The organism is Metabacillus sp. KH_069 (assembly GCF_057838075.1).
This window is the reverse complement of sequence record NZ_CM174460.1, coordinates 3,283,612-3,301,986: the sequence shown is the minus strand read 5'-3', so window position 1 is coordinate 3,301,986 and position 18,375 is coordinate 3,283,612. Positions and strand designations below refer to the sequence as shown.

Annotated in this window: 18 protein-coding genes and 1 riboswitch; of the genes, 17 read left to right on the top strand and 1 reads right to left on the bottom strand. The window is 41.8% G+C overall.

The window, feature by feature from the left end; translation table 11 throughout:
- The first annotated feature begins 111 nt into the window (after positions 1 to 111).
- The 8 genes from AC3ISE_RS16675 (at position 112) to AC3ISE_RS16640 (ending at position 9,478) form a co-directional block, all read left to right on the top strand.
- Positions 112 to 1,800: an AMP-binding protein gene (locus AC3ISE_RS16675; RefSeq protein ID WP_489221831.1), complete on the top strand. Its 1,689-nt coding sequence runs from the start codon at positions 112 to 114 to the stop codon at positions 1,798 to 1,800.
- Positions 1,801 to 2,006: 206 nt separating this feature from the next.
- Positions 2,007 to 2,591, top strand: coding sequence for a fatty acid metabolism transcriptional regulator FadR (gene fadR, locus AC3ISE_RS16670; RefSeq protein WP_489221830.1), 585 nt, complete (start codon positions 2,007 to 2,009; stop codon positions 2,589 to 2,591).
- 49 nt (positions 2,592 to 2,640) lie between these two features.
- Positions 2,641 to 3,414, top strand: coding sequence for an enoyl-CoA hydratase (locus tag AC3ISE_RS16665; protein ID WP_489221829.1), 774 nt, complete (start codon positions 2,641 to 2,643; stop codon positions 3,412 to 3,414).
- 75 nt (positions 3,415 to 3,489) lie between these two features.
- Positions 3,490 to 4,263: an electron transfer flavoprotein subunit beta/FixA family protein gene (locus AC3ISE_RS16660; protein ID WP_489221828.1), complete on the top strand. Its 774-nt coding sequence runs from the start codon at positions 3,490 to 3,492 to the stop codon at positions 4,261 to 4,263.
- A gap of 53 nt (positions 4,264 to 4,316) precedes the next feature.
- Complete coding sequence (locus tag AC3ISE_RS16655) at positions 4,317 to 5,294, top strand: electron transfer flavoprotein subunit alpha/FixB family protein (RefSeq protein WP_489221827.1); 978 nt, start codon at positions 4,317 to 4,319, stop codon at positions 5,292 to 5,294.
- Positions 5,295 to 5,453: 159 nt separating this feature from the next.
- Positions 5,454 to 5,768, top strand: a complete 315-nt coding sequence (gene trxA, locus AC3ISE_RS16650) for a thioredoxin (protein ID WP_070876361.1) — start codon at positions 5,454 to 5,456, stop codon at positions 5,766 to 5,768.
- 324 nt (positions 5,769 to 6,092) lie between these two features.
- The gene (uvrC, locus tag AC3ISE_RS16645; protein WP_489221826.1) at positions 6,093 to 7,865 is read left to right on the top strand and encodes an excinuclease ABC subunit UvrC; all 1,773 of its coding nucleotides are present in this window, start codon (positions 6,093 to 6,095) and stop codon (positions 7,863 to 7,865) included.
- A gap of 67 nt (positions 7,866 to 7,932) precedes the next feature.
- Positions 7,933 to 8,116: riboswitch (Lysine riboswitch) on the top strand.
- Positions 8,117 to 8,245: 129 nt separating this feature from the next.
- Positions 8,246 to 9,478: an aspartate kinase gene (locus AC3ISE_RS16640; protein WP_489221825.1), complete on the top strand. Its 1,233-nt coding sequence runs from the start codon at positions 8,246 to 8,248 to the stop codon at positions 9,476 to 9,478.
- Between the two features lie 42 nt (positions 9,479 to 9,520).
- Here the strand turns inward: AC3ISE_RS16640 and AC3ISE_RS16635 are convergent, their stop codons facing one another.
- The gene (locus AC3ISE_RS16635) at positions 9,521 to 9,955 is read right to left on the bottom strand and encodes a YslB family protein (RefSeq protein ID WP_191556109.1); all 435 of its coding nucleotides are present in this window, start codon (positions 9,953 to 9,955) and stop codon (positions 9,521 to 9,523) included.
- Positions 9,956 to 10,281: 326 nt separating this feature from the next.
- On the opposite strand from AC3ISE_RS16635, the gene AC3ISE_RS16630 reads away from it, so the two are divergent.
- The 9 genes from AC3ISE_RS16630 (at position 10,282) to rph (ending at position 18,371) form a co-directional block, all read left to right on the top strand.
- Positions 10,282 to 10,890 (top strand): succinate dehydrogenase cytochrome b558 subunit, encoded by a 609-nt coding sequence (locus tag AC3ISE_RS16630; RefSeq protein ID WP_070876365.1) that lies wholly within the window; start codon positions 10,282 to 10,284, stop codon positions 10,888 to 10,890.
- A 30-nt stretch (positions 10,891 to 10,920) separates the two neighbouring features.
- Positions 10,921 to 12,681, top strand: a complete 1,761-nt coding sequence (gene sdhA, locus AC3ISE_RS16625; RefSeq protein ID WP_489221824.1) for a succinate dehydrogenase flavoprotein subunit — start codon at positions 10,921 to 10,923, stop codon at positions 12,679 to 12,681.
- 3 nt (positions 12,682 to 12,684) lie between these two features.
- Positions 12,685 to 13,449 carry a succinate dehydrogenase iron-sulfur subunit gene (gene sdhB / locus AC3ISE_RS16620; protein ID WP_489221823.1) on the top strand — a complete coding sequence of 255 codons (765 nt, stop codon included), beginning with the start codon at positions 12,685 to 12,687 and terminating at the stop codon, positions 13,447 to 13,449.
- 103 nt (positions 13,450 to 13,552) lie between these two features.
- Positions 13,553 to 14,020: an acyl-CoA thioesterase gene (locus AC3ISE_RS16615; RefSeq protein ID WP_489221822.1), complete on the top strand. Its 468-nt coding sequence runs from the start codon at positions 13,553 to 13,555 to the stop codon at positions 14,018 to 14,020.
- A 134-nt stretch (positions 14,021 to 14,154) separates the two neighbouring features.
- Positions 14,155 to 14,379 (top strand): spore germination transcription factor GerE, encoded by a 225-nt coding sequence (gerE, locus tag AC3ISE_RS16610; protein ID WP_029279253.1) that lies wholly within the window; start codon positions 14,155 to 14,157, stop codon positions 14,377 to 14,379.
- Between the two features lie 223 nt (positions 14,380 to 14,602).
- Positions 14,603 to 15,055, top strand: coding sequence for a MarR family winged helix-turn-helix transcriptional regulator (locus tag AC3ISE_RS16605; RefSeq protein ID WP_154319093.1), 453 nt, complete (start codon positions 14,603 to 14,605; stop codon positions 15,053 to 15,055).
- A gap of 9 nt (positions 15,056 to 15,064) precedes the next feature.
- On the top strand, positions 15,065 to 15,862 hold the full coding sequence (racE, locus tag AC3ISE_RS16600) for a glutamate racemase (protein WP_309192443.1): 798 nt from the start codon (positions 15,065 to 15,067) through the stop codon (positions 15,860 to 15,862).
- 544 nt (positions 15,863 to 16,406) lie between these two features.
- Positions 16,407 to 17,492 (top strand): GerMN domain-containing protein, encoded by a 1,086-nt coding sequence (locus AC3ISE_RS16595; protein ID WP_489221821.1) that lies wholly within the window; start codon positions 16,407 to 16,409, stop codon positions 17,490 to 17,492.
- A 120-nt stretch (positions 17,493 to 17,612) separates the two neighbouring features.
- Positions 17,613 to 18,371: a ribonuclease PH gene (rph, locus tag AC3ISE_RS16590; RefSeq protein ID WP_489224363.1), complete on the top strand. Its 759-nt coding sequence runs from the start codon at positions 17,613 to 17,615 to the stop codon at positions 18,369 to 18,371.
- Positions 18,372 to 18,375 lie beyond the last annotated feature (4 nt).

Sequence of the window (18,375 nt, the reverse complement as noted above, 5' to 3'; positions counted from 1 at the left end):
TTTTTTTTAATACAATTTAAATAATTAAAAATATTTTATATTCTGAATATAACTTTGGTATACTTTCTTTATAAGCCAAAAGTCATGATGGCAACAAAGGGAGGAAATAAAATGGAAGTTCAAAAACCTTGGCTTCATCTATATCCTGAAGAAATACCTCATTATGCTGAAATTGACAACAAGCCTCTTCAATCTTATCTCGCGCAGGCAGCACAAGAATTTCCGACAAAAACAGCTATTCATTTTTTAGGCAAGGAACTGACTTTTACAGAGGTTTATGAACAATCTTTAAAACTTGCGGGCTACCTCCAGGAGCTTGGGTTAAAGAAGGACGAAAGAGTATCTATTATGCTTCCGAATTGCCCGCAGGCAGTCATTGCTTATTATGGTATTTTATTTGCCGGAGGAATTGTCGTTCAAACGAATCCTCTTTATATGGAAAGGGAGCTTGAGTATCAGCTGAATGATTCTGATGCGAAATACATTATTACGCTTGATCTCCTTTATCCAAGAGTCTCAAAAATGAAAGCGCTGACAAGAATTGAACATATTATTGCGACAAGCATAAAAGATTATCTGCCTTTCCCGAAAAATCTATTATATCCTTTTGTGCAGAAAAAGCAGAATCAAATCGTTGTAAAAATTGAGCACAGCGGCCACACGCATTTATTCAAGGAAATCATGAAACGGGAAAGCACATCTATTGAGGAAATAGAGATAAATCCTAAAGAAGATATTGCCTTGCTGCAGTATACAGGAGGAACAACCGGTTTTCCAAAGGGAGTTATGCTGACGCATGAAAACCTGGTTGCAAATACGTCCATGTGCTCATCCTGGATGTATAAATGCAGACGCGGAGAGGAATCAGTGCTTGGCATATTGCCGTTCTTCCATGTTTACGGGATGACAGCGGTTATGAATCTATCGATTATGCAAGGCTTTAAAATGATCCTGCTTCCCAAATTCGATGCGACGGATACCCTTAAAGCCATTGATAAATTAAAACCTACGCTGTTCCCTGGAGCACCTACTATTTATATTGCATTATTAAACCATCCGGATTTGAAAAACTATGATCTTTCATCAGTTGAATCATGTATTAGCGGATCAGCTCCGCTTCCGGAAGAAGTCCAGGAGAAATTCGAGCGGGAGACTGGCGGAAAGCTTGTGGAAGGCTACGGCTTGTCAGAAGCATCGCCTGTTACACACTCAAACTTCCTCTGGTCACATCGGAAAAAAGGAAGTATAGGAGTGCCATGGCCTAACACAGAATCTATTATTCTTTCTTTTGAGACGGGAAAGCAGGCAGAATACAATGAGCTTGGAGAAATTGCTGTGAGAGGTCCGCAGATCATGAAAGGGTACTGGAAAAAACCAGAGGAAACAGAAGCCGTATTAAAGGACGGATGGCTTTTAACCGGTGACATTGGCTATATGGATGAAGAGGGATATTTTTATATCGTAGACCGGAAAAAAGATATGATAATAGCCGGGGGATTCAACATTTATCCGCGTGAAATCGAAGAGGTTTTATATGAGCATGAAAAAGTGCAGGAAGTAGTAGTAGCCGGCATACCGGACCCTTACCGGGGAGAAACGGTGAAGGCATATATCGTTTTAAAAGAAGGGGCGGAAGCGACTGAACAGGAATTTGACGAATTTGCCCGCAAGCATATGGCAGCATACAAGATCCCGAGAATCTATGAATTCCGCAAAGAGCTTCCGAAAACAGCAGTCGGGAAAATTTTAAGGCGCTCACTTGTAGAAGAAGAAAAAGAAAAATTAAAAAATGCCAATTAATCAGGAAAAAACGCTGTATTAAATATAATGATAAGCAATAAGAATAGAAAAATGATAAAGAACCATCTCTTCCTATTGCTGAGAGGGTTCTTTTCATCTATTATGATGAAAGATAAAATCATTCTTTCTTCTTGACAGATGGATGATGTAATTTTATGATTACAATATGAATGATGATTCATTCAGTTTGAAAGGACGAATTCATATTGAAACAGAAAAGACCAAAATATCTCCAAATTATAGATGCGGCTGTCATAGTTATTGCTGAAAATGGCTATCATCATGCACAGGTTTCGAAGATTGCCAAGCAGGCAGGAGTCGCAGACGGAACCATTTATCTTTATTTTAAAAATAAAGAAGATATCCTGATTTCTTTGTTTCAGGAAAAAATGGGCGTATTTATCGAAAAAATTCAACAAGAAATAGCAGGAAAGGACACAGCGGCGGAGAAGTTATACATGTTGATAGAAAAACATTTTTCTCTTTTAGCCGAAGATCATCATCTTGCCATCGTTACCCAGCTTGAACTCAGGCAGTCAAATAAAAATCTGCGCCTGAGAATCAATGAGGTTCTGAGAGGGTATTTAAACATTCTTGATTCGATTATTCAAACAGGAAAAGAAACATCCGAATTCAGTGAAGCCCTGGATACACGCCTGGCGAGGCAGATGATATTTGGAACCATTGATGAAACGGTGACAACATGGGTCATGAATGATCAGAAATTTGATCTGACTGCACTTGCAGGAAGCGTTCATGAACTTATGATCAAAGGCTGCGGAAGGGTTTAGCAAAATCCTTCCTGACGTAATTGTTTAAATGCATAAGGAGGCCTGAGCTGTGAGTTATTTAAATGTTAAAGTAGAAGATTATGTTGCGGTCGTAACCATTCACCAACCTCCCGCAAACGCCCTTTCATCTTATGTTTTGAAAGAGCTTTCATCCCTGATGGATGAGTTTGAAGCAAAAAAAGACGTCAGGGTCATTGTCATTAATGGCGAGGGAAGATTCTTCTCAGCAGGGGCTGACATCAAGGAATTTGTTTCAGTGCCGAACGGGGAAGAGTTCTCTAAGCTTGCTGCAAACGGACAGGAACTTTTTGAGAGAATTGAAACATTCAGAAAACCAGTCATCGCATCGATTCATGGAGCTGCTCTAGGCGGGGGCCTTGAGCTTGCAATGAGCTGTCATGTAAGGCTTGTTACCGAGAATGCAAAGCTCGGGCTGCCTGAGCTTCAGCTTGGACTCATTCCAGGCTTCGCCGGCTCGCAGCGTCTTCCTAAGTATGTAGGAGAAGCGAAAGCGCTTGAAATGCTGCTGACAAGTGAACCGATCTCAGGAGCAGAGGCAGCCAAATACGGTCTTGCCAACCATGCTTTTGCAGAAGAAGACTTATTAGATGAGACGATGAAGCTTGCGAAGAAATTTGCTGCAAAAAGCCCGATATCTGTCAGTGCAGCCATCGATTTAATCAATGCTTCTAAAACACTTCCGTATCATGATCGGGTGAAAAAAGAAGCGGGCTATTTCGGTACAGTATTTGAAAGCGCAGATGCAAAAGAAGGAATCAGTGCTTTTCTTGAGAAAAGACAGCCGCAGTTCAAAGGCGAATAAATGATATGATAAAACGTTCCTGACGTTTTTTCTATACAACTAAATTGAATGCTTAACGTAAATAGGGGGATGGACATGAATATTTATGTAATCATGAAGAAAACGTTTGATACGGAAGAAAAAATAACGCTTCAAAACGGCAAAATTAATGAAGATGGCGCAGAATTCATTATTAATCCTTATGATGAGTATGCGATTGAAGAAGCAATTCAGATCCGCGATGCAAACAGCGGTGAAGTAACCGTTGTGACAATCGGCGGGGAAGAAGCTGAAAAAGAATTGCGAACAGCTCTTGCAATGGGGTGTGACAAGGCTGTATTAATTAATACGGAAGATGATCTTGAAGATGGAGATCAATTCACAACTTCTAAAATTCTTGCTGAATTCTTCAAAGATAAAGATGCAGATCTAATTTTAGGAGGAAATGTTGCGATTGACGGCGGATCTGGACAAGTAGGACCTCGTCTGGCTGAGCTTCTTGACATTCCTTATGTAACTACGATTACAAAGCTAGAGATTGATGGAAACAAAGCGACAGTCGTACGCGATGTTGAAGGTGATTCAGAAGTCATTGAAACGACATTGCCGTTGCTTGTTACCGCACAGCAGGGTCTGAATGAACCGCGCTATCCTTCTTTGCCGGGTATCATGAAAGCAAAGAAAAAGCCTTTGGATGAACTCGAACTGGATGATCTTGATCTCGAAGAAGATGAAGTTGAGCCTAAAACAAAAACAATCGAAATTTATATGCCGCCTAAAAAAGAAGCGGGTAAAGTACTTCAAGGGGATTTAGATGCACAAGTGAAGGAATTGGTATCTCTTCTTCGCAACGAAGCAAAAGTAATCTAAGTATTACCTGAAAGCAGATTTTTCAATCAAACGTATAACAGGGGGACTTTATAATGGCAAGAAAAGTGCTGGTATTGGGAGAAGTACGCGATCAATCATTGCGCAACGTGTCTTTTGAGGCGATTGCAGCAGGGAAAACGGTATCCGAAGGCGGCGAGGTAACAGCTGTTTTAGTTGGAGACAGTGTAGCAGCTTTAGCTGAAGAAATGATTCATTATGGTGCAGACCGCGTCATTACAGTTGAAGACGAAAAATTGAAAACGTATACACCTGACGGCTATTCACAGGCATTGCTTGCCGTTATCGAAGCTGAAAAACCGGAAGGTCTTGTTTTCGGGCATACAGCTCTTGGAAAAGACTTATCACCGAAAATCGCTGCAAAGATTGGATCCGGACTTATTTCAGATGCTACAGATTTAGAAGTAGCAGGCGGAAATGTCGTATTCACACGTCCGATCTATTCAGGAAAAGCTTTCGAGAAAAAGATTGTGACAGATGGAACGATTTTTGCAACAATCAGACCAAATAACATTGCTCCTCTTGAAAAGGATGAAACAAGAACGGGTGAAGTTTCTTCTGTTTCTGTGGAGATCAAAGATCTTCGCACAATCGTAAAAGAAGTGGTGCGCAAAGCAACAGAAGGTGTTGATCTTTCTGAAGCTAAAGTCATTGTAGCCGGCGGACGCGGAGTAAAAAGCACAGACGGCTTTAACCCGCTGAAGGAGTTATCAGATGTTCTCGGCGGAGCAGTCGGAGCTTCCCGCGGTGCCTGTGATGCTGATTATTGCGACTACTCGCTGCAAATCGGCCAAACGGGAAAAGTTGTCACTCCTGACTTGTACATTGCATGCGGTATTTCTGGAGCGATCCAGCATTTAGCCGGTATGTCTAACTCCAAGATTATTGTTGCAATTAACAAAGATCCTGAAGCAAACATCTTCAAAGTAGCTGATTATGGCATTGTCGGAGATCTATTTGAAGTTGTACCGATGCTGACGGAAGAGTTTAAGAAATTAAAAGTTCATTCTTGATTCCTAAAAACACGCTCCCAGCGGCGTGTTTTTAATTTGAATGAAAAAATGTTTTTCATCACAAAGTAAGGGAAAAGGAATAGTGAGCAAAAAATTAGCAGGTCACATTCTTTAATGCTATACTTTAGGCATCACTTGAACATTTAGGAGGAAAATATAATGGCAATTACTAATGTAACAGATCAAACTTTTACAGCTGAAACTAGCGAAGGCGTCGTACTGGCAGACTTTTGGGCTCCTTGGTGCGGACCTTGCAAAATGATTGCACCGGTTCTTGAAGAGCTTGATCAGGAGCTAGGCGATAAAGTGAAAATCGTTAAACTTGATGTTGACGAGAACCAAGAAACAGCAGGCAAATACGGTGTTATGAGTATTCCGACATTGCTTGTTTTCAAAAACGGCGAAGTTGTAGACAAAACAGTTGGCTTCCAGCCTAAAGAAGCTCTAGCTGATCTATTAAATAAACACGCATAATTAAAATGAAATTAGATCCGGTATTCCGGATCTTTTTTTATGTCTGCAAAAACGGTCATCTGCCGAAAAAATTGTCAATTATTGCTCAGGAAATGATTTGGTGCAATAGTCCTGAAATTTAGGGAGGTAAGTGCCTGCAGTCGAAAGCAGCGGGCAACATTTATAATCAAAAACAACAATCTATGCAAAAAAGCCGATGGAATAGAATCCTTGGAGGCAAACAAAAGACTCCCTCCCTCTAAAATGGTACAATAAAGGGAATAACTTGGCGCTGATGACCGATACTTATTCTGCGCTAATCTTTAAGGAAACGGAGTGTCCGCTATGGAGCAACTAATTAAAGAAAAGCTGGCACTTCTGCCAGATCAGCCGGGCTGTTATTTAATGAAAGACCGTTTCGGAACGATTATTTATGTTGGAAAAGCAAAAGTTCTTAAAAACCGGGTGCGGTCTTACTTTACCGGCTCACATGACGGGAAAACACAACGGCTCGTAAATGAAATCAAGGATTTTGAGTATATCGTCACGTCTTCGAATATTGAGGCGCTGATTTTAGAATTAAATTTAATTAAAAAACATGATCCTAAATACAACGTCATGCTAAAGGATGACAAAACGTATCCTTTTATTAAAATTACAGCTGAACGGCACCCTCGGCTGATTGTTACGAGAAATGTCAAAAAAGATAATGGGAAGTATTTCGGTCCATATCCGAACGTCCAGGCGGCCAGAGAGACCAAAAAGCTGCTCGACCGTCTTTATCCGCTTAGGAAATGTACTACGCTTCCTGATAAAGTTTGTCTCTACTATCATATCGGACAATGTTTGGCCCCCTGTGTCTATAAGGTAACACAAGAGCAAAACAGGCAAATGGTCGATGAAATGTCCCGTTTCTTAAAAGGCGGCTTTAAGCAGATTAAAGAAGAACTTTCAAAGAAGATGCTGGCTGCTGCTGAGAACCTGGATTTTGAACGGGCAAAAGAATACCGGGATTCCATTGCGCATATAGATGCAACCATGGAAAAACAGAAAATGACACTGAATGATTTTGTCGATCGTGATGTGTTTGGCTATTCCTATGATAAAGGCTGGATGTGTGTTCAGGTTTTCTTCATCCGTCAGGGTAAATTGATCGAGCGTGATATTGCCATGTTCCCGCTGTACCAGGAGCCAGAGGAAGAATTTTTAACGTTTCTTGGCCAGTTTTATTCCAAGAACAATCATATTCTGCCTAAAGAAATACTGCTGCCTGAAAGCGTTGATCATGAAATGGCAGAACAGCTTCTTCACGTTTCAGCCATCCATCCAAAGCGCGGCAAGAAAAAGGACCTGGTGCTGCTTGCACATCAGAATGCCAAAATCGCTTTAAAAGAAAAATTTTCACTCATTGAGCGTGATGAAGAAAGAACAATCAAAGCAATTGATCAGCTTGGTGAAAAAATGGGAATCTATACACCGGCAAGAATCGAAGCATTTGATAATTCAAACATACAAGGGACAGATCCTGTATCTGCGATGATTGTGTTCATAGATGGCAAGCCTGCCAAAAAAGAGTACCGCAAGTACAAAATTAAAACAGTGCAAGGACCAGATGATTACGAGTCTATGCGTGAAGTTGTCCGCAGAAGGTACACGCGCGTGTTAAAAGAGGAGCTGCCGCTTCCTGATTTGATTATCATTGACGGAGGAAAAGGGCACCTGGCTGCAGCTCAGGATGTACTTGAAAATGAACTCGGATTATCCATCCCTGTCGCAGGACTTGTAAAGGATGAGAAGCATCGGACTTCTAATTTAATGCTCGGGAGTCCTCCGGCTGTCATTGAACTTGAACGCAACAGCCAGGAGTTTTATCTTCTACAGCGAATTCAGGATGAAGTGCATCGGTTTGCGATTACTTTTCACAGGCAGACAAGAGGAAAAACAGCCTTTCAATCGATCCTGGATGATATACCAGGCGTTGGGGAAAAACGTCGCAAGACTTTGCTCAAGCATTTCGGTTCTGTAAAAAAAATGAAAGAAGCAAGCCTCGAAGAGCTGATGGCGGCGGGAATTCCGGCAAACACGGCACAGCTTATTGCAGAAAAATTGAAAGAATAGATTGCACAAAGACAAATTCTTTGCTACAATTCTAACTAATTTGATAACCAGATCGTTTAGTTCGTTAAATGATGGTAGAGGTGCGAACTTCAAGAGTAGCCCTTCCGAGGACAATGGAATCCTTTGAAGATGGGTGAAAGGGGAGAGTCGCCGAAGCAAAAAAAGAGCCATTTCTTACTTTTGCTGGTTTTGCGTTTAATAGACGTAAAATTGTCAAGAAGATGTATTTTTCTTGGAGCGCTATCTCATTGTATGAATGAAGTTCCATTATTCGTTTATGCAAGCAATGAGATAGAGAATCTCATTGCTTTTTTGCGTTTTCTGAGATTCTCCCTTTTACCTGCTGACGATCAATATAACTTGAAAGGCGAGAGGCTGATATGGGTTTAGTTGTACAAAAATTTGGAGGCACATCTGTTGGATCTCCGGAAAAAATCATGAATGCTGCAAGAAGAACAATCGAGGAAAAAATGAACGGGAATGATGTCGTTGTTGTTGTTTCGGCAATGGGGAAAACAACGGATCATTTAGTTTCACTGGCAGCTGAAATCACTCAAAAACCGAGCAAGCGCGAAATGGATATGCTTCTGTCAACGGGAGAACAAGTGACAATTTCTCTTTTGACGATGGCTCTTCAGGCACAAGGATACGATGCAGTTTCTTACACAGGCTGGCAGGCTGGCATTAAGACTGAAAATGTCCACAGCAATGCGAGAATTTCAGGGATTGATTCAGAAAAAATTAATAATCAGCTACAAGCTGGAAAAGTAGTTGTCGTTGCTGGCTTTCAGGGACTAGCAGACGGACAGGAAATAACGACGCTCGGCCGCGGGGGTTCAGATACGACAGCTGTTGCGCTGGCTGCTTCTCTAAAAGCTGATAAATGTGATATTTATACAGATGTAACAGGTGTCTTTACGACAGATCCGCGCTTTGTAAAAAGTGCAAGAAAATTAGACGGCATATCTTATGATGAAATGCTTGAGCTTGCTAATCTTGGAGCAGGCGTTCTCCACCCCCGGGCTGTTGAATTTGCAAAAAATTATGGAGTTCCCTTGGAAGTCAGATCAAGCTCAGAAAAAGAAAGAGGCACGTTAATTGAGGAGGAAACAAAGATGGAACAGAATTTAGTTGTTAGAGGAATTGCGTTTGAAGATCAAGTTTCAAGAATAACGGTTTGCGGATTGCCAAGCGGCCTTTCCGCTCTGTCAACCATTTTCAAAACGCTTGCAAGCCACGGAATTAATGTAGATATTATTATTCAAAGTTCAACAGACAGCAGCCTGGCCTCTCTATCTTTTTCGGTGAAAACAGGTGATGTGGAAGAAACGGTTCACGTGCTTGAAACCTATCAATCAGAGCTTGGCTTTGAAAAAATAGAATCAGAAGGCGGCCTTTCAAAAGTTTCCATCGTCGGATCCGGCATGGTATCAAATCCTGGTGTAGCGGCAGAAATGTTCGATGTTCTTGCTCAAGAAGGAATTGAAGTGAAAATGGTCAGCACGTCTGAAATTAAAGTGTCAACTGTTATCAGCCATGCTGACATGGTAAAAGCGGTTGAAGCGCTGCATGATGCCTTCGAATTATCACAGCAGCCTGCACAGGTGCTTTAAACGATATAAAAAAAGGGGTGGGTATACTAGATACCCATCCCTTTAATCGTTGCCGAATTCCATGTCTTTGTAGTCCCATTTCACTGTAAAATGCACTTTATCCGCACGTTTTTTTACTTGTTCATAGGTTTCTGTAATCTGCTTGTTCATCCGCTGCACCTGCTGGGCCAGAAATCCCGCTTCAAGCTGAAAAGAAGGCTCTTTCATTGTTTTGAATCTTGTTTTGATCAGTTCGCTCTCAAGCTGAAATTCCATTTCATCTTTTTTCTTATGTACCAATGAAAGAGTTCCAAAGCCGGCTAATGAAAAGAAAGCAATAAGCTCTTCAATTGATTCTGCAGGATATTTGCGCGCAAGGCTCTTGCCTGCCCAGTAAAGCATAGATGCGGACTCGTTTCCAAGAATATCAGGAATAAGAACTTCCCGCAGCAGCTCATAGGCGAATGCGGGCACTTGCATGTCCCTCAGCTGCGTCATATCGATTTGTTCGCTGGTTTTTTTCACATTCTTCCCCTCTTTCTGACTTTATTATATATCAAGTTGGGCGGGTAAGAACATGCAATAAAAGTAAATTACAAGCTCCAAAATCGCTTTGAAAGTATTTCAGGAAAGTAAAAATAGGGAGAAAATAAGATTTGTCACAAAATTAAAATTTATGAACGCGTTTTCTTGACGCTGTAACTCGTTGGGAGTACAATAAATTTGTCACATTTTATCATACAATGTTTATTTTTTAAAAGATTGCCGGGAATAGGAGAAACATTAAAAAAAAGATTTTAAGATTACTAGGGGGTTATGTTGAGATGGCTGGAAACAGAGAGTATTTGAACCGAAGACTTCATTCTTTGCTTGGAGTTATTCCGGTTGGCGTCTTCTTAATTCAGCATCTTGTTGTAAATAACTTTGCAACAAGAGGAGAAGAAGCATTTAATAATGCTGCACATTTTATGGAAAGCTTGCCATTTAGAGTTGTTCTGGAAACTTTTATTATATTCCTGCCGCTTTTGTACCATGCGATCTATGGAATCTACATTGCGTTTACAGCTAAAAATAATGTAAGCAAGTTTGGCTACTTCCGCAACTGGATGTTTATGCTTCAAAGGATTTCTGGCGTGATTACACTTATCTTTGTATCCTGGCATGTATGGGAAACAAGAATTGCAGCCGCATTTGGCGCTGAAGTGAATTTTGACATGATGGCCTCCATTTTCAGTAATCCATTTATGATTGTATTTTATGTTGTCGGTGTCGTTTCAACGATTTTCCACTTTGCAAACGGACTGTGGTCATTTGCTGTGAGCTGGGGAATTACTGTGACACCAAGATCTCAGCTGATCTCAACTTATGTGACGATCGCACTTTTCCTAGCATTATCTTACGTTGGAGTCAGCACTATTTTTGCATTTGTTTAATAGGTAATAGAACCAAAGGGAGTGGGCCAGATGAGTAAAGGTAGAATAATAGTCGTCGGTGGTGGCTTAGCGGGCCTAATGGCTACGATCAAAGCTGCAGAAACTGGCGTTCATGTAGATTTATTTTCTTTAGTTCCAGTTAAGCGCTCTCATTCAGTTTGTGCTCAGGGCGGAATCAACGGAGCGGTTAACACAAAAGGGGAAGGCGATTCTCCTTGGGAGCATTTCGATGATACAGTATACGGCGGGGACTTCCTTGCAAACCAGCCTCCTGTAAAGGCAATGTGCGAAGCAGCACCTTCCATTATCCATTTGCTTGACCGTATGGGAGTTATGTTCAACCGTACTCCTGAAGGTCTTCTGGACTTCCGCCGCTTCGGCGGAACGCAGCATCACCGTACAGCGTTTGCCGGAGCAACAACTGGACAGCAGCTGCTTTATGCACTTGATGAGCAGGTGCGCCGCTATGAGGTTGCCGGATTAGTAACGAAGTATGAGGGCTGGGAATTCCTTGGGGCTGTTCTCGATGATGATGGCGTATGCCGCGGTATTACTGGTCAGGACTTAACGACAATGGAAATGAAAGCATTCCGTTCAGATGCCGTTATTATGGCAACAGGCGGACCTGGAATCATTTTCGGAAAATCAACAAACTCTGTCATTAACACAGGATCAGCTGCTTCAATCGTCTATCAGCAGGGTGTGCATTATGCAAATGGAGAATTCATTCAAATTCACCCAACAGCAATTCCTGGAGATGATAAACTGCGTCTGATGAGTGAATCGGCACGCGGAGAAGGCGGTCGTGTCTGGACGTATAAAGACGGTAAGCCTTGGTACTTCCTTGAGGAAAAATATCCTGCATACGGAAACCTTGTGCCTCGTGATATTGCAACACGCGAAATTTTTGACGTGTGTGTATCTCAAAAGCTTGGAATCAATGGAGAAAACATGGTTTACCTTGATCTCTCTCATAAAGATCCTAAAGAGCTTGATATCAAACTTGGCGGAATCATTGAAATCTATGAAAAATTCATGGGTGATGATCCCCGCAAGCTTCCAATGAAAATCTTCCCTGCTGTTCATTATTCTATGGGCGGACTTTGGGTTGATTATGATCAAATGACGAATATCCCTGGACTATTTGCAGCAGGCGAATGTGATTACTCTATGCACGGAGCCAACCGTTTAGGAGCGAATTCATTGCTGTCTGCCATCTATGGCGGTATGGTTGCAGGACCGAAAGCAGTCGAATATGTGAGCGGTCTTGATGTATCTGCTGAAGATCTTTCTTCTTCATTATTTGACGGTCATGTGAAACAGGAAGAAGAAAAATGGCAGAACATCATGAACTTAAATGGAACTGAAAATGCATATGTTCTTCATAAAGAGCTTGGCGAATGGATGACGGACAATGTAACGGTTGTCCGCTACAATGATAAATTGCTTAAAACAGATGAAAAAATTCAAGAGCTTCTTGAAAGATATGAAAATATCAACATTAATGATACAGCTAAATGGAGCAACCAGGGTGCGACGTTTACCCGTCAGCTTCAAAACATGCTTCAAATGTCCCGTGTTGTTACACTTGGCGCCTATAACCGCAATGAAAGCCGCGGTGCTCATTACAAACCGGACTTCCCTGAACGTAATGACGAAGAATTCCTGAAAACAACGATGGCTACATTTGCCGGTCCAAAAGCTGCTCCTAAGTTCCATTATGAAGAAGTGGACGTTAGCTTAATTGAACCGCGTAAGCGCGACTATTCGAAGAAGAAAAAGGGGGAATAAAAAATGAACAGTGAAAAGAAAGTAGTTCGTTTTATTATTACTCGCCAAGACCAGCCTGGGGCTGCCCCTTATGATGAAACATTTGAGATTCCTTATCGTCCAAATATGAACGTGATTTCTGCATTGATGGAAATCAGACGGAATCCTGTTGACTCACAAGGGAAAGAAACGACTCCGATTACATGGGATATGAACTGTCTCGAAGAGGTGTGCGGAGCATGTTCCATGGTGATCAACGGCAAACCGCGCCAGTCCTGTACTGCCCTTGTTGACCAGCTTGAGCAGCCGATTCGCCTTCAGCCGATGAGAACATTTCCTGTTGTCCGCGACCTTCAGGTTGACCGCAGCAGAATGTTCGACTCCCTGAAAAAAGTAAAGGCCTGGATTCCGATTGATGGAACCTATGACTTAGGCCCTGGCCCGCGTATGCCTGAGAAAAAACGTCAATGGGCATATGAATTATCAAAATGCATGACTTGCGGTGTCTGCTTAGAGGCATGTCCGAATGTAAACAGCAATTCAGATTTCATCGGGCCAGCTCCGCTTTCACAAGTTCGTCTGTTTAATGCACATCCGACAGGTGCATTAAATAAAGCAGAACGTCTCGAGTCCATTATGGGCGACGGAGGTCTTGCAAACTGCGGAAACTCTCAAAACTGTGTGCAGTCTTGTCCGAAAGGAATTCCTTTAACGACTTCTATTGCTGCACTCAACAGAGATACAACGTTCCAGGCATTCCGTAATTTCTTCGGAAGCGATCAAGTTTAAAACACAGATATCCAGAATCAGCGGATATCAATTAATAAGAAAACACCTCTTCCTTTCGATGAAGAGGTGTTTTTTCACTTAAACATGAAAAGAGGAAACAATCATGAAACAAATCTCATACATACAGCTGCCGTTCAGGGAATGGAAGGATACGTTTTCTTTTTATTTTCAGGTGAAAGTTCGTTTTTCCGAAACAGATATGTTCGGACATATGAACAATACGGCACCAATTTCATATTTTGAAGAAGCGCGAATTGAATTCTTTAAGCACGCAGGTCTTATGAATAATTGGCTGAAAAAAGACGGGGATCTGATTCCTGTTGTTGCAGATATTCAATGCGATTACGTCAAACAGGTCTTTTTTGATGAGAAAATCCGCCTTTATGTAAAAGTAGCATCAATCGGGAATTCATCAATGGATCTGCATTACTGTGCGGTGAATGAAAAAAATGAAGTTTGTTTTACAGGACGAGGCACCGTTGTGCAAATATCCAAATACAATGGAAAAAGTGTACCGTTTCTAGAAGTGGAGAAAAAGATGCTTGCTCAAACTGCCATATTTGCCACTTGAAAAATAGACACGGAATTTCTTGCTTTCAACTAAGATTCCTGTCACCGCCAATACAGTGTGCACATACTATATGTTGACTAATCTTATACCCATTCGTTAGATCGGCTCGCACCTAGCAAGGAGGGTTACAATTCTTGAAAGAGAAAGAGTTTCAATCAAAGCCATTACTCACAAAAAGAGAGAGAGAAGTATTCGAATTATTAGTTCAAGACAAAACAACGAAAGAAATAGCGGGCGAGCTCTTTATTAGTGAAAAGACAGTTCGGAACCATATTTCCAATGCGATGCAAAAGCTTGGTGTTAAGGGGAGATCACAAGCTGTTGTTGAGCTCCTTCGTATGGGTGAACTTGAGCTCTAATACCTACCGGCTGACCTTGATTTAAGGGTAGCCGGTTATTATTTCTGTGCAGAAAAATCGGAGCTGCTCCAATCTGACTATGCCATTTCTTATTTTTTAAATTGGACATCTAAAATATGAAACTTGCAATTTTCAGCGAAAACATAGAAAATGGATATGATACGCACATTCCTACTGTTAAATTTCATTCCGTGCGGTCAGATTGAATGAGTGAGGGTTGCTGATGACAGTTCATAATGATGTAGTAAGTGATAAAATGGTTGCTGATATGGAGAAATCCCTGAGACATATTTCTGTTATGGTCAAACAGAAGGGACGGGAGATCCTAAATCAATTTCCGATTACACCGCCTCAATTCGTAGCGCTCCAATGGCTTTCCGAACATGGCGACATGACAGTCGGTGAATTATCTAATAAAATGTACCTTGCATGCAGCACCACCACAGATCTTGTTGACCGAATGGAAAAAAACAAACTGGTGGTAAGGATCAAAGACCCGAATGACCGTAGGGTTGTGAGAGTGCATCTTCTTGAAGAAGGCCAGCGCATCATTGAAGAAGTTATACAAAAGCGACAACAATACTTAAAAAATGTAATCAAAAATTATGATATGCAGGAAATCATCCAGCTTGAAAGCTCATTATTGAAATTACACCTAGAAATGAGAGAAGAATGAGGCGATTTTTTGAACAGAGCAATTGGCGTCATTGATTCCGGCGTTGGCGGGCTGACCGTTGCACGCGAAATCATGAGGCAGTTACCAAACGAAGACATCATCTACTTAGGTGATACGGCAAGATGCCCATATGGACCGAGACCGCTTGAAGAGGTGCGGTCATTTACTTGGCAAATGACGAATTATCTCTTGTCAAATCACCATATAAAAATGCTTGTGATCGCCTGCAATACGGCAACAGCCATTGCTTTGCAGGAAATCCAGGAAGAGCTTGACATCCCTGTAGTAGGCGTCGTTTTCCCAGGAGCCAGAACAGCGATCAAAGTCACAAGAAACAATCATATCGGCGTTATTGGAACGGTTAATACAGTTGCAAGCCGTGCATATGAGAAGGCTCTTAAAACGATTAAGAAGACAGTTGAAGTCGAGAGCTTGGCATGTCCTGCATTTGTTCCGCTTGTAGAAAGCGGAGATTACGAAAACGATTATGCTGTATCCATCGTACGTGAATCGCTTTTCCCTTTAAAAGATCAGCCGATTGATACACTTATTCTTGGATGTACGCATTATCCGGTTTTAAAGACGTTAATTGAGGATTATATGGGTCCCAAGGTGAAAATTATCAGCTCTGGTGATGAAACAGCCCGTGAAGTCAGTACAATCCTGTCTTATAAAGAAGCATTGAATGAGACGCAGGAAGAGAATCATCATTTGTTTTTAACGACTGGATCAAAGGAGCTTTTCCAGAGGATTGCTTCTCAGCTGTTTGAGCAGCCTGTTGAAAATGTAAAATCTATTACACTGTAAAAAGAGGAGCCGATTGCCGGTTCCTCTTTTTAATGTTATCCAGCTCCACCCCTAAACTCCTCGGCGCGAACAAAATCCTCCAATTAATTTGGAAACCCCTCCAATTAATTCGGAAACCCCATGAATTAATTCCAAAACCCCTCCAATTAAATTGGAAACCCCATCAATTCGGGATTTTCTCCGCGGCCTGTGAACAGCCGGATCCGCTTTTCTCACTGTCTAGCTCCATCGCCCAACTCCTCGGCCAGAACGCCTCCGTCTGTAAAGGCAAAAAGCGCCTTTTCAGCCGGATCCTTATCTGTCTGTGGGAGCTAAACGGGCGATTCCGCTTTTCTTATTGTCCAGCTCCACCTCCTAGCCCCTCGGCCAGAACGGATCAGCAAGCATTGGCAAAAAGCGCCTTCACTGGCTGATCCTTATCTGTCTGCCTGAGTCTGACCAGTCGATTCCGCTTTTCTTAGTACAAAAATTCTTTTCAAATTCGGTCTAATTCAATAAACAGCTCGTATACATAGTAGTACAAACTGCCTTAGGAGGGAATTGTATGTCTCAAACTAGAAACATGAAGATTGCTGCTACTGTTGTAACATCGACGCTGCTCTTGTCAGGATGCGGATTATTCGGCGGGGAAAAAGCAAAGGAAATCGATCCTCCGCAAGATGTTTCATACACAGAAGATGCTGATAAAGGGAACGAAGAAACGCTGAAAGAAGAAAAGACAACAGCAGAGGGTGAAAAAGGAGAAGAGTCTGCTCAAACCTATACTAGGCAGTTATACTTGATTGACAGCAACGGGCTTGTTGTTGCCCAGACATTTGACTTGCCTAAGCAAGAAGGAGTAGCCAAACAGGTTCTTGAATACCTTGTAGAGGGCGGACCAGTCAGCAATATCCTTCCTGATGGCTTCAGAGCCGTTATCCCTCAGGATACTCAAGTGGATGTGAATGTTAAAGATGGTACTGCCATCGTAGATTTCTCTAAAGAATTTAAAAACTATCAAGCTGAAGATGAGAAGAAAATCCTTCAGTCGATTACATGGACACTGACTCAATTTGATTCTGTGAAAACAGTCAAAATCATGATAAACGGTCATGAACAAAATGAAATGCCTGTTGGCGGCACTCCAATCAGCAGCGAGCTTAGCCGTGCTGACGGCATTAATCTGGATACAGCAGGTGTTATGGATATTACGAATACAAAGCCTCTGACGGTTTATTACACAGCCCAGCATAACGATCAGACATACTATGTACCTGTAACGACCCGGGTAAGCAATGACGAAGAAGATCCGATAGCAGCTGTGGTGAAAAAATTAACAGAGGAACCGAATATCTCACAAGCATTGCTCACTGACATGCAGAAGGATGTGAAGCTTCTTGAAGAACCTAAAGTGGAAGACGGCACTGTCACACTGAATTTCAACGAGTCCATTTATGGAAGTGCAGATGAAGAGAAAAAGATGGTTTCAACTCATGTTCTAAATTCCCTTGTCTTATCACTGACAGAACAGCCTGGCATTGAAAACGTCGTATTAACGGTTGACGGAAAAGCAGAGCTTGTAAATGAAGAAGGCAAAAAGATTACTGAACCTGTCTCCCGTCCAGTCAATGTGAACACAGGTAGTTTTTAATCGCTGATTTTTGATATACTATATAGAGAAACTAAGAGGTAGACATAAGCGCTGCCTCTTCTTTATTGTTATACATAAAACGAAAGCTTGATCAGCATAAGAATTGATCGGAGGAATATGATGAGACATGATGGACGCAAACAAGATGAATTAAGAAGAGTTGAAATTCTGACAGACTACGTGAAGCACCCTGAAGGTTCAGTTTTAATAAGTGTTGGCGATACAAAGGTAATTTGCAATGCAAGCATTGAGGATCGTGTACCTCCATTTATGCGGGGAGAAGGCAAGGGATGGATCACAGCCGAATATTCCATGCTGCCCCGAGCTACTGAACAGCGGACAATCAGAGAGTCTTCAAAAGGTAAAATAACAGGCCGCACCATGGAAATACAGCGCTTGATTGGACGAGCTTTGCGCGCAGTGGTTGATCTTGAAAAGTTAGGTGAGCGCACCATCTGGATTGACTGCGATGTGATACAGGCAGATGGCGGGACGCGCACAGCTTCCATTACCGGAGCTTTCGTTGCTATGACTTTAGCGCTTGGAAAGCTGATGTCTCAGAAGAAACTCAGCACGCTGCCAATCACAGATTTCCTTGCGGCGACATCAGTCGGACTGGATTCAAAGCTTGGAGAGATCTTAGATTTAAACTATATTGAGGATTCATCAGCAGAGGTGGATATGAATGTCATCATGACGTCTTCAGGAAAATTCGTTGAGCTTCAGGGAACTGGAGAAGAAGCGACTTTTTCAAGAGAAGAACTGAATGAATTACTTGATTTAGCTGAAAAAGGAATAAATTCGCTAATTTCTATTCAAATGGAGGCCCTTGGAGATTTAGCTCTGAAAATCATCGATCAAAAAGATGGAAAGGGATGAATCA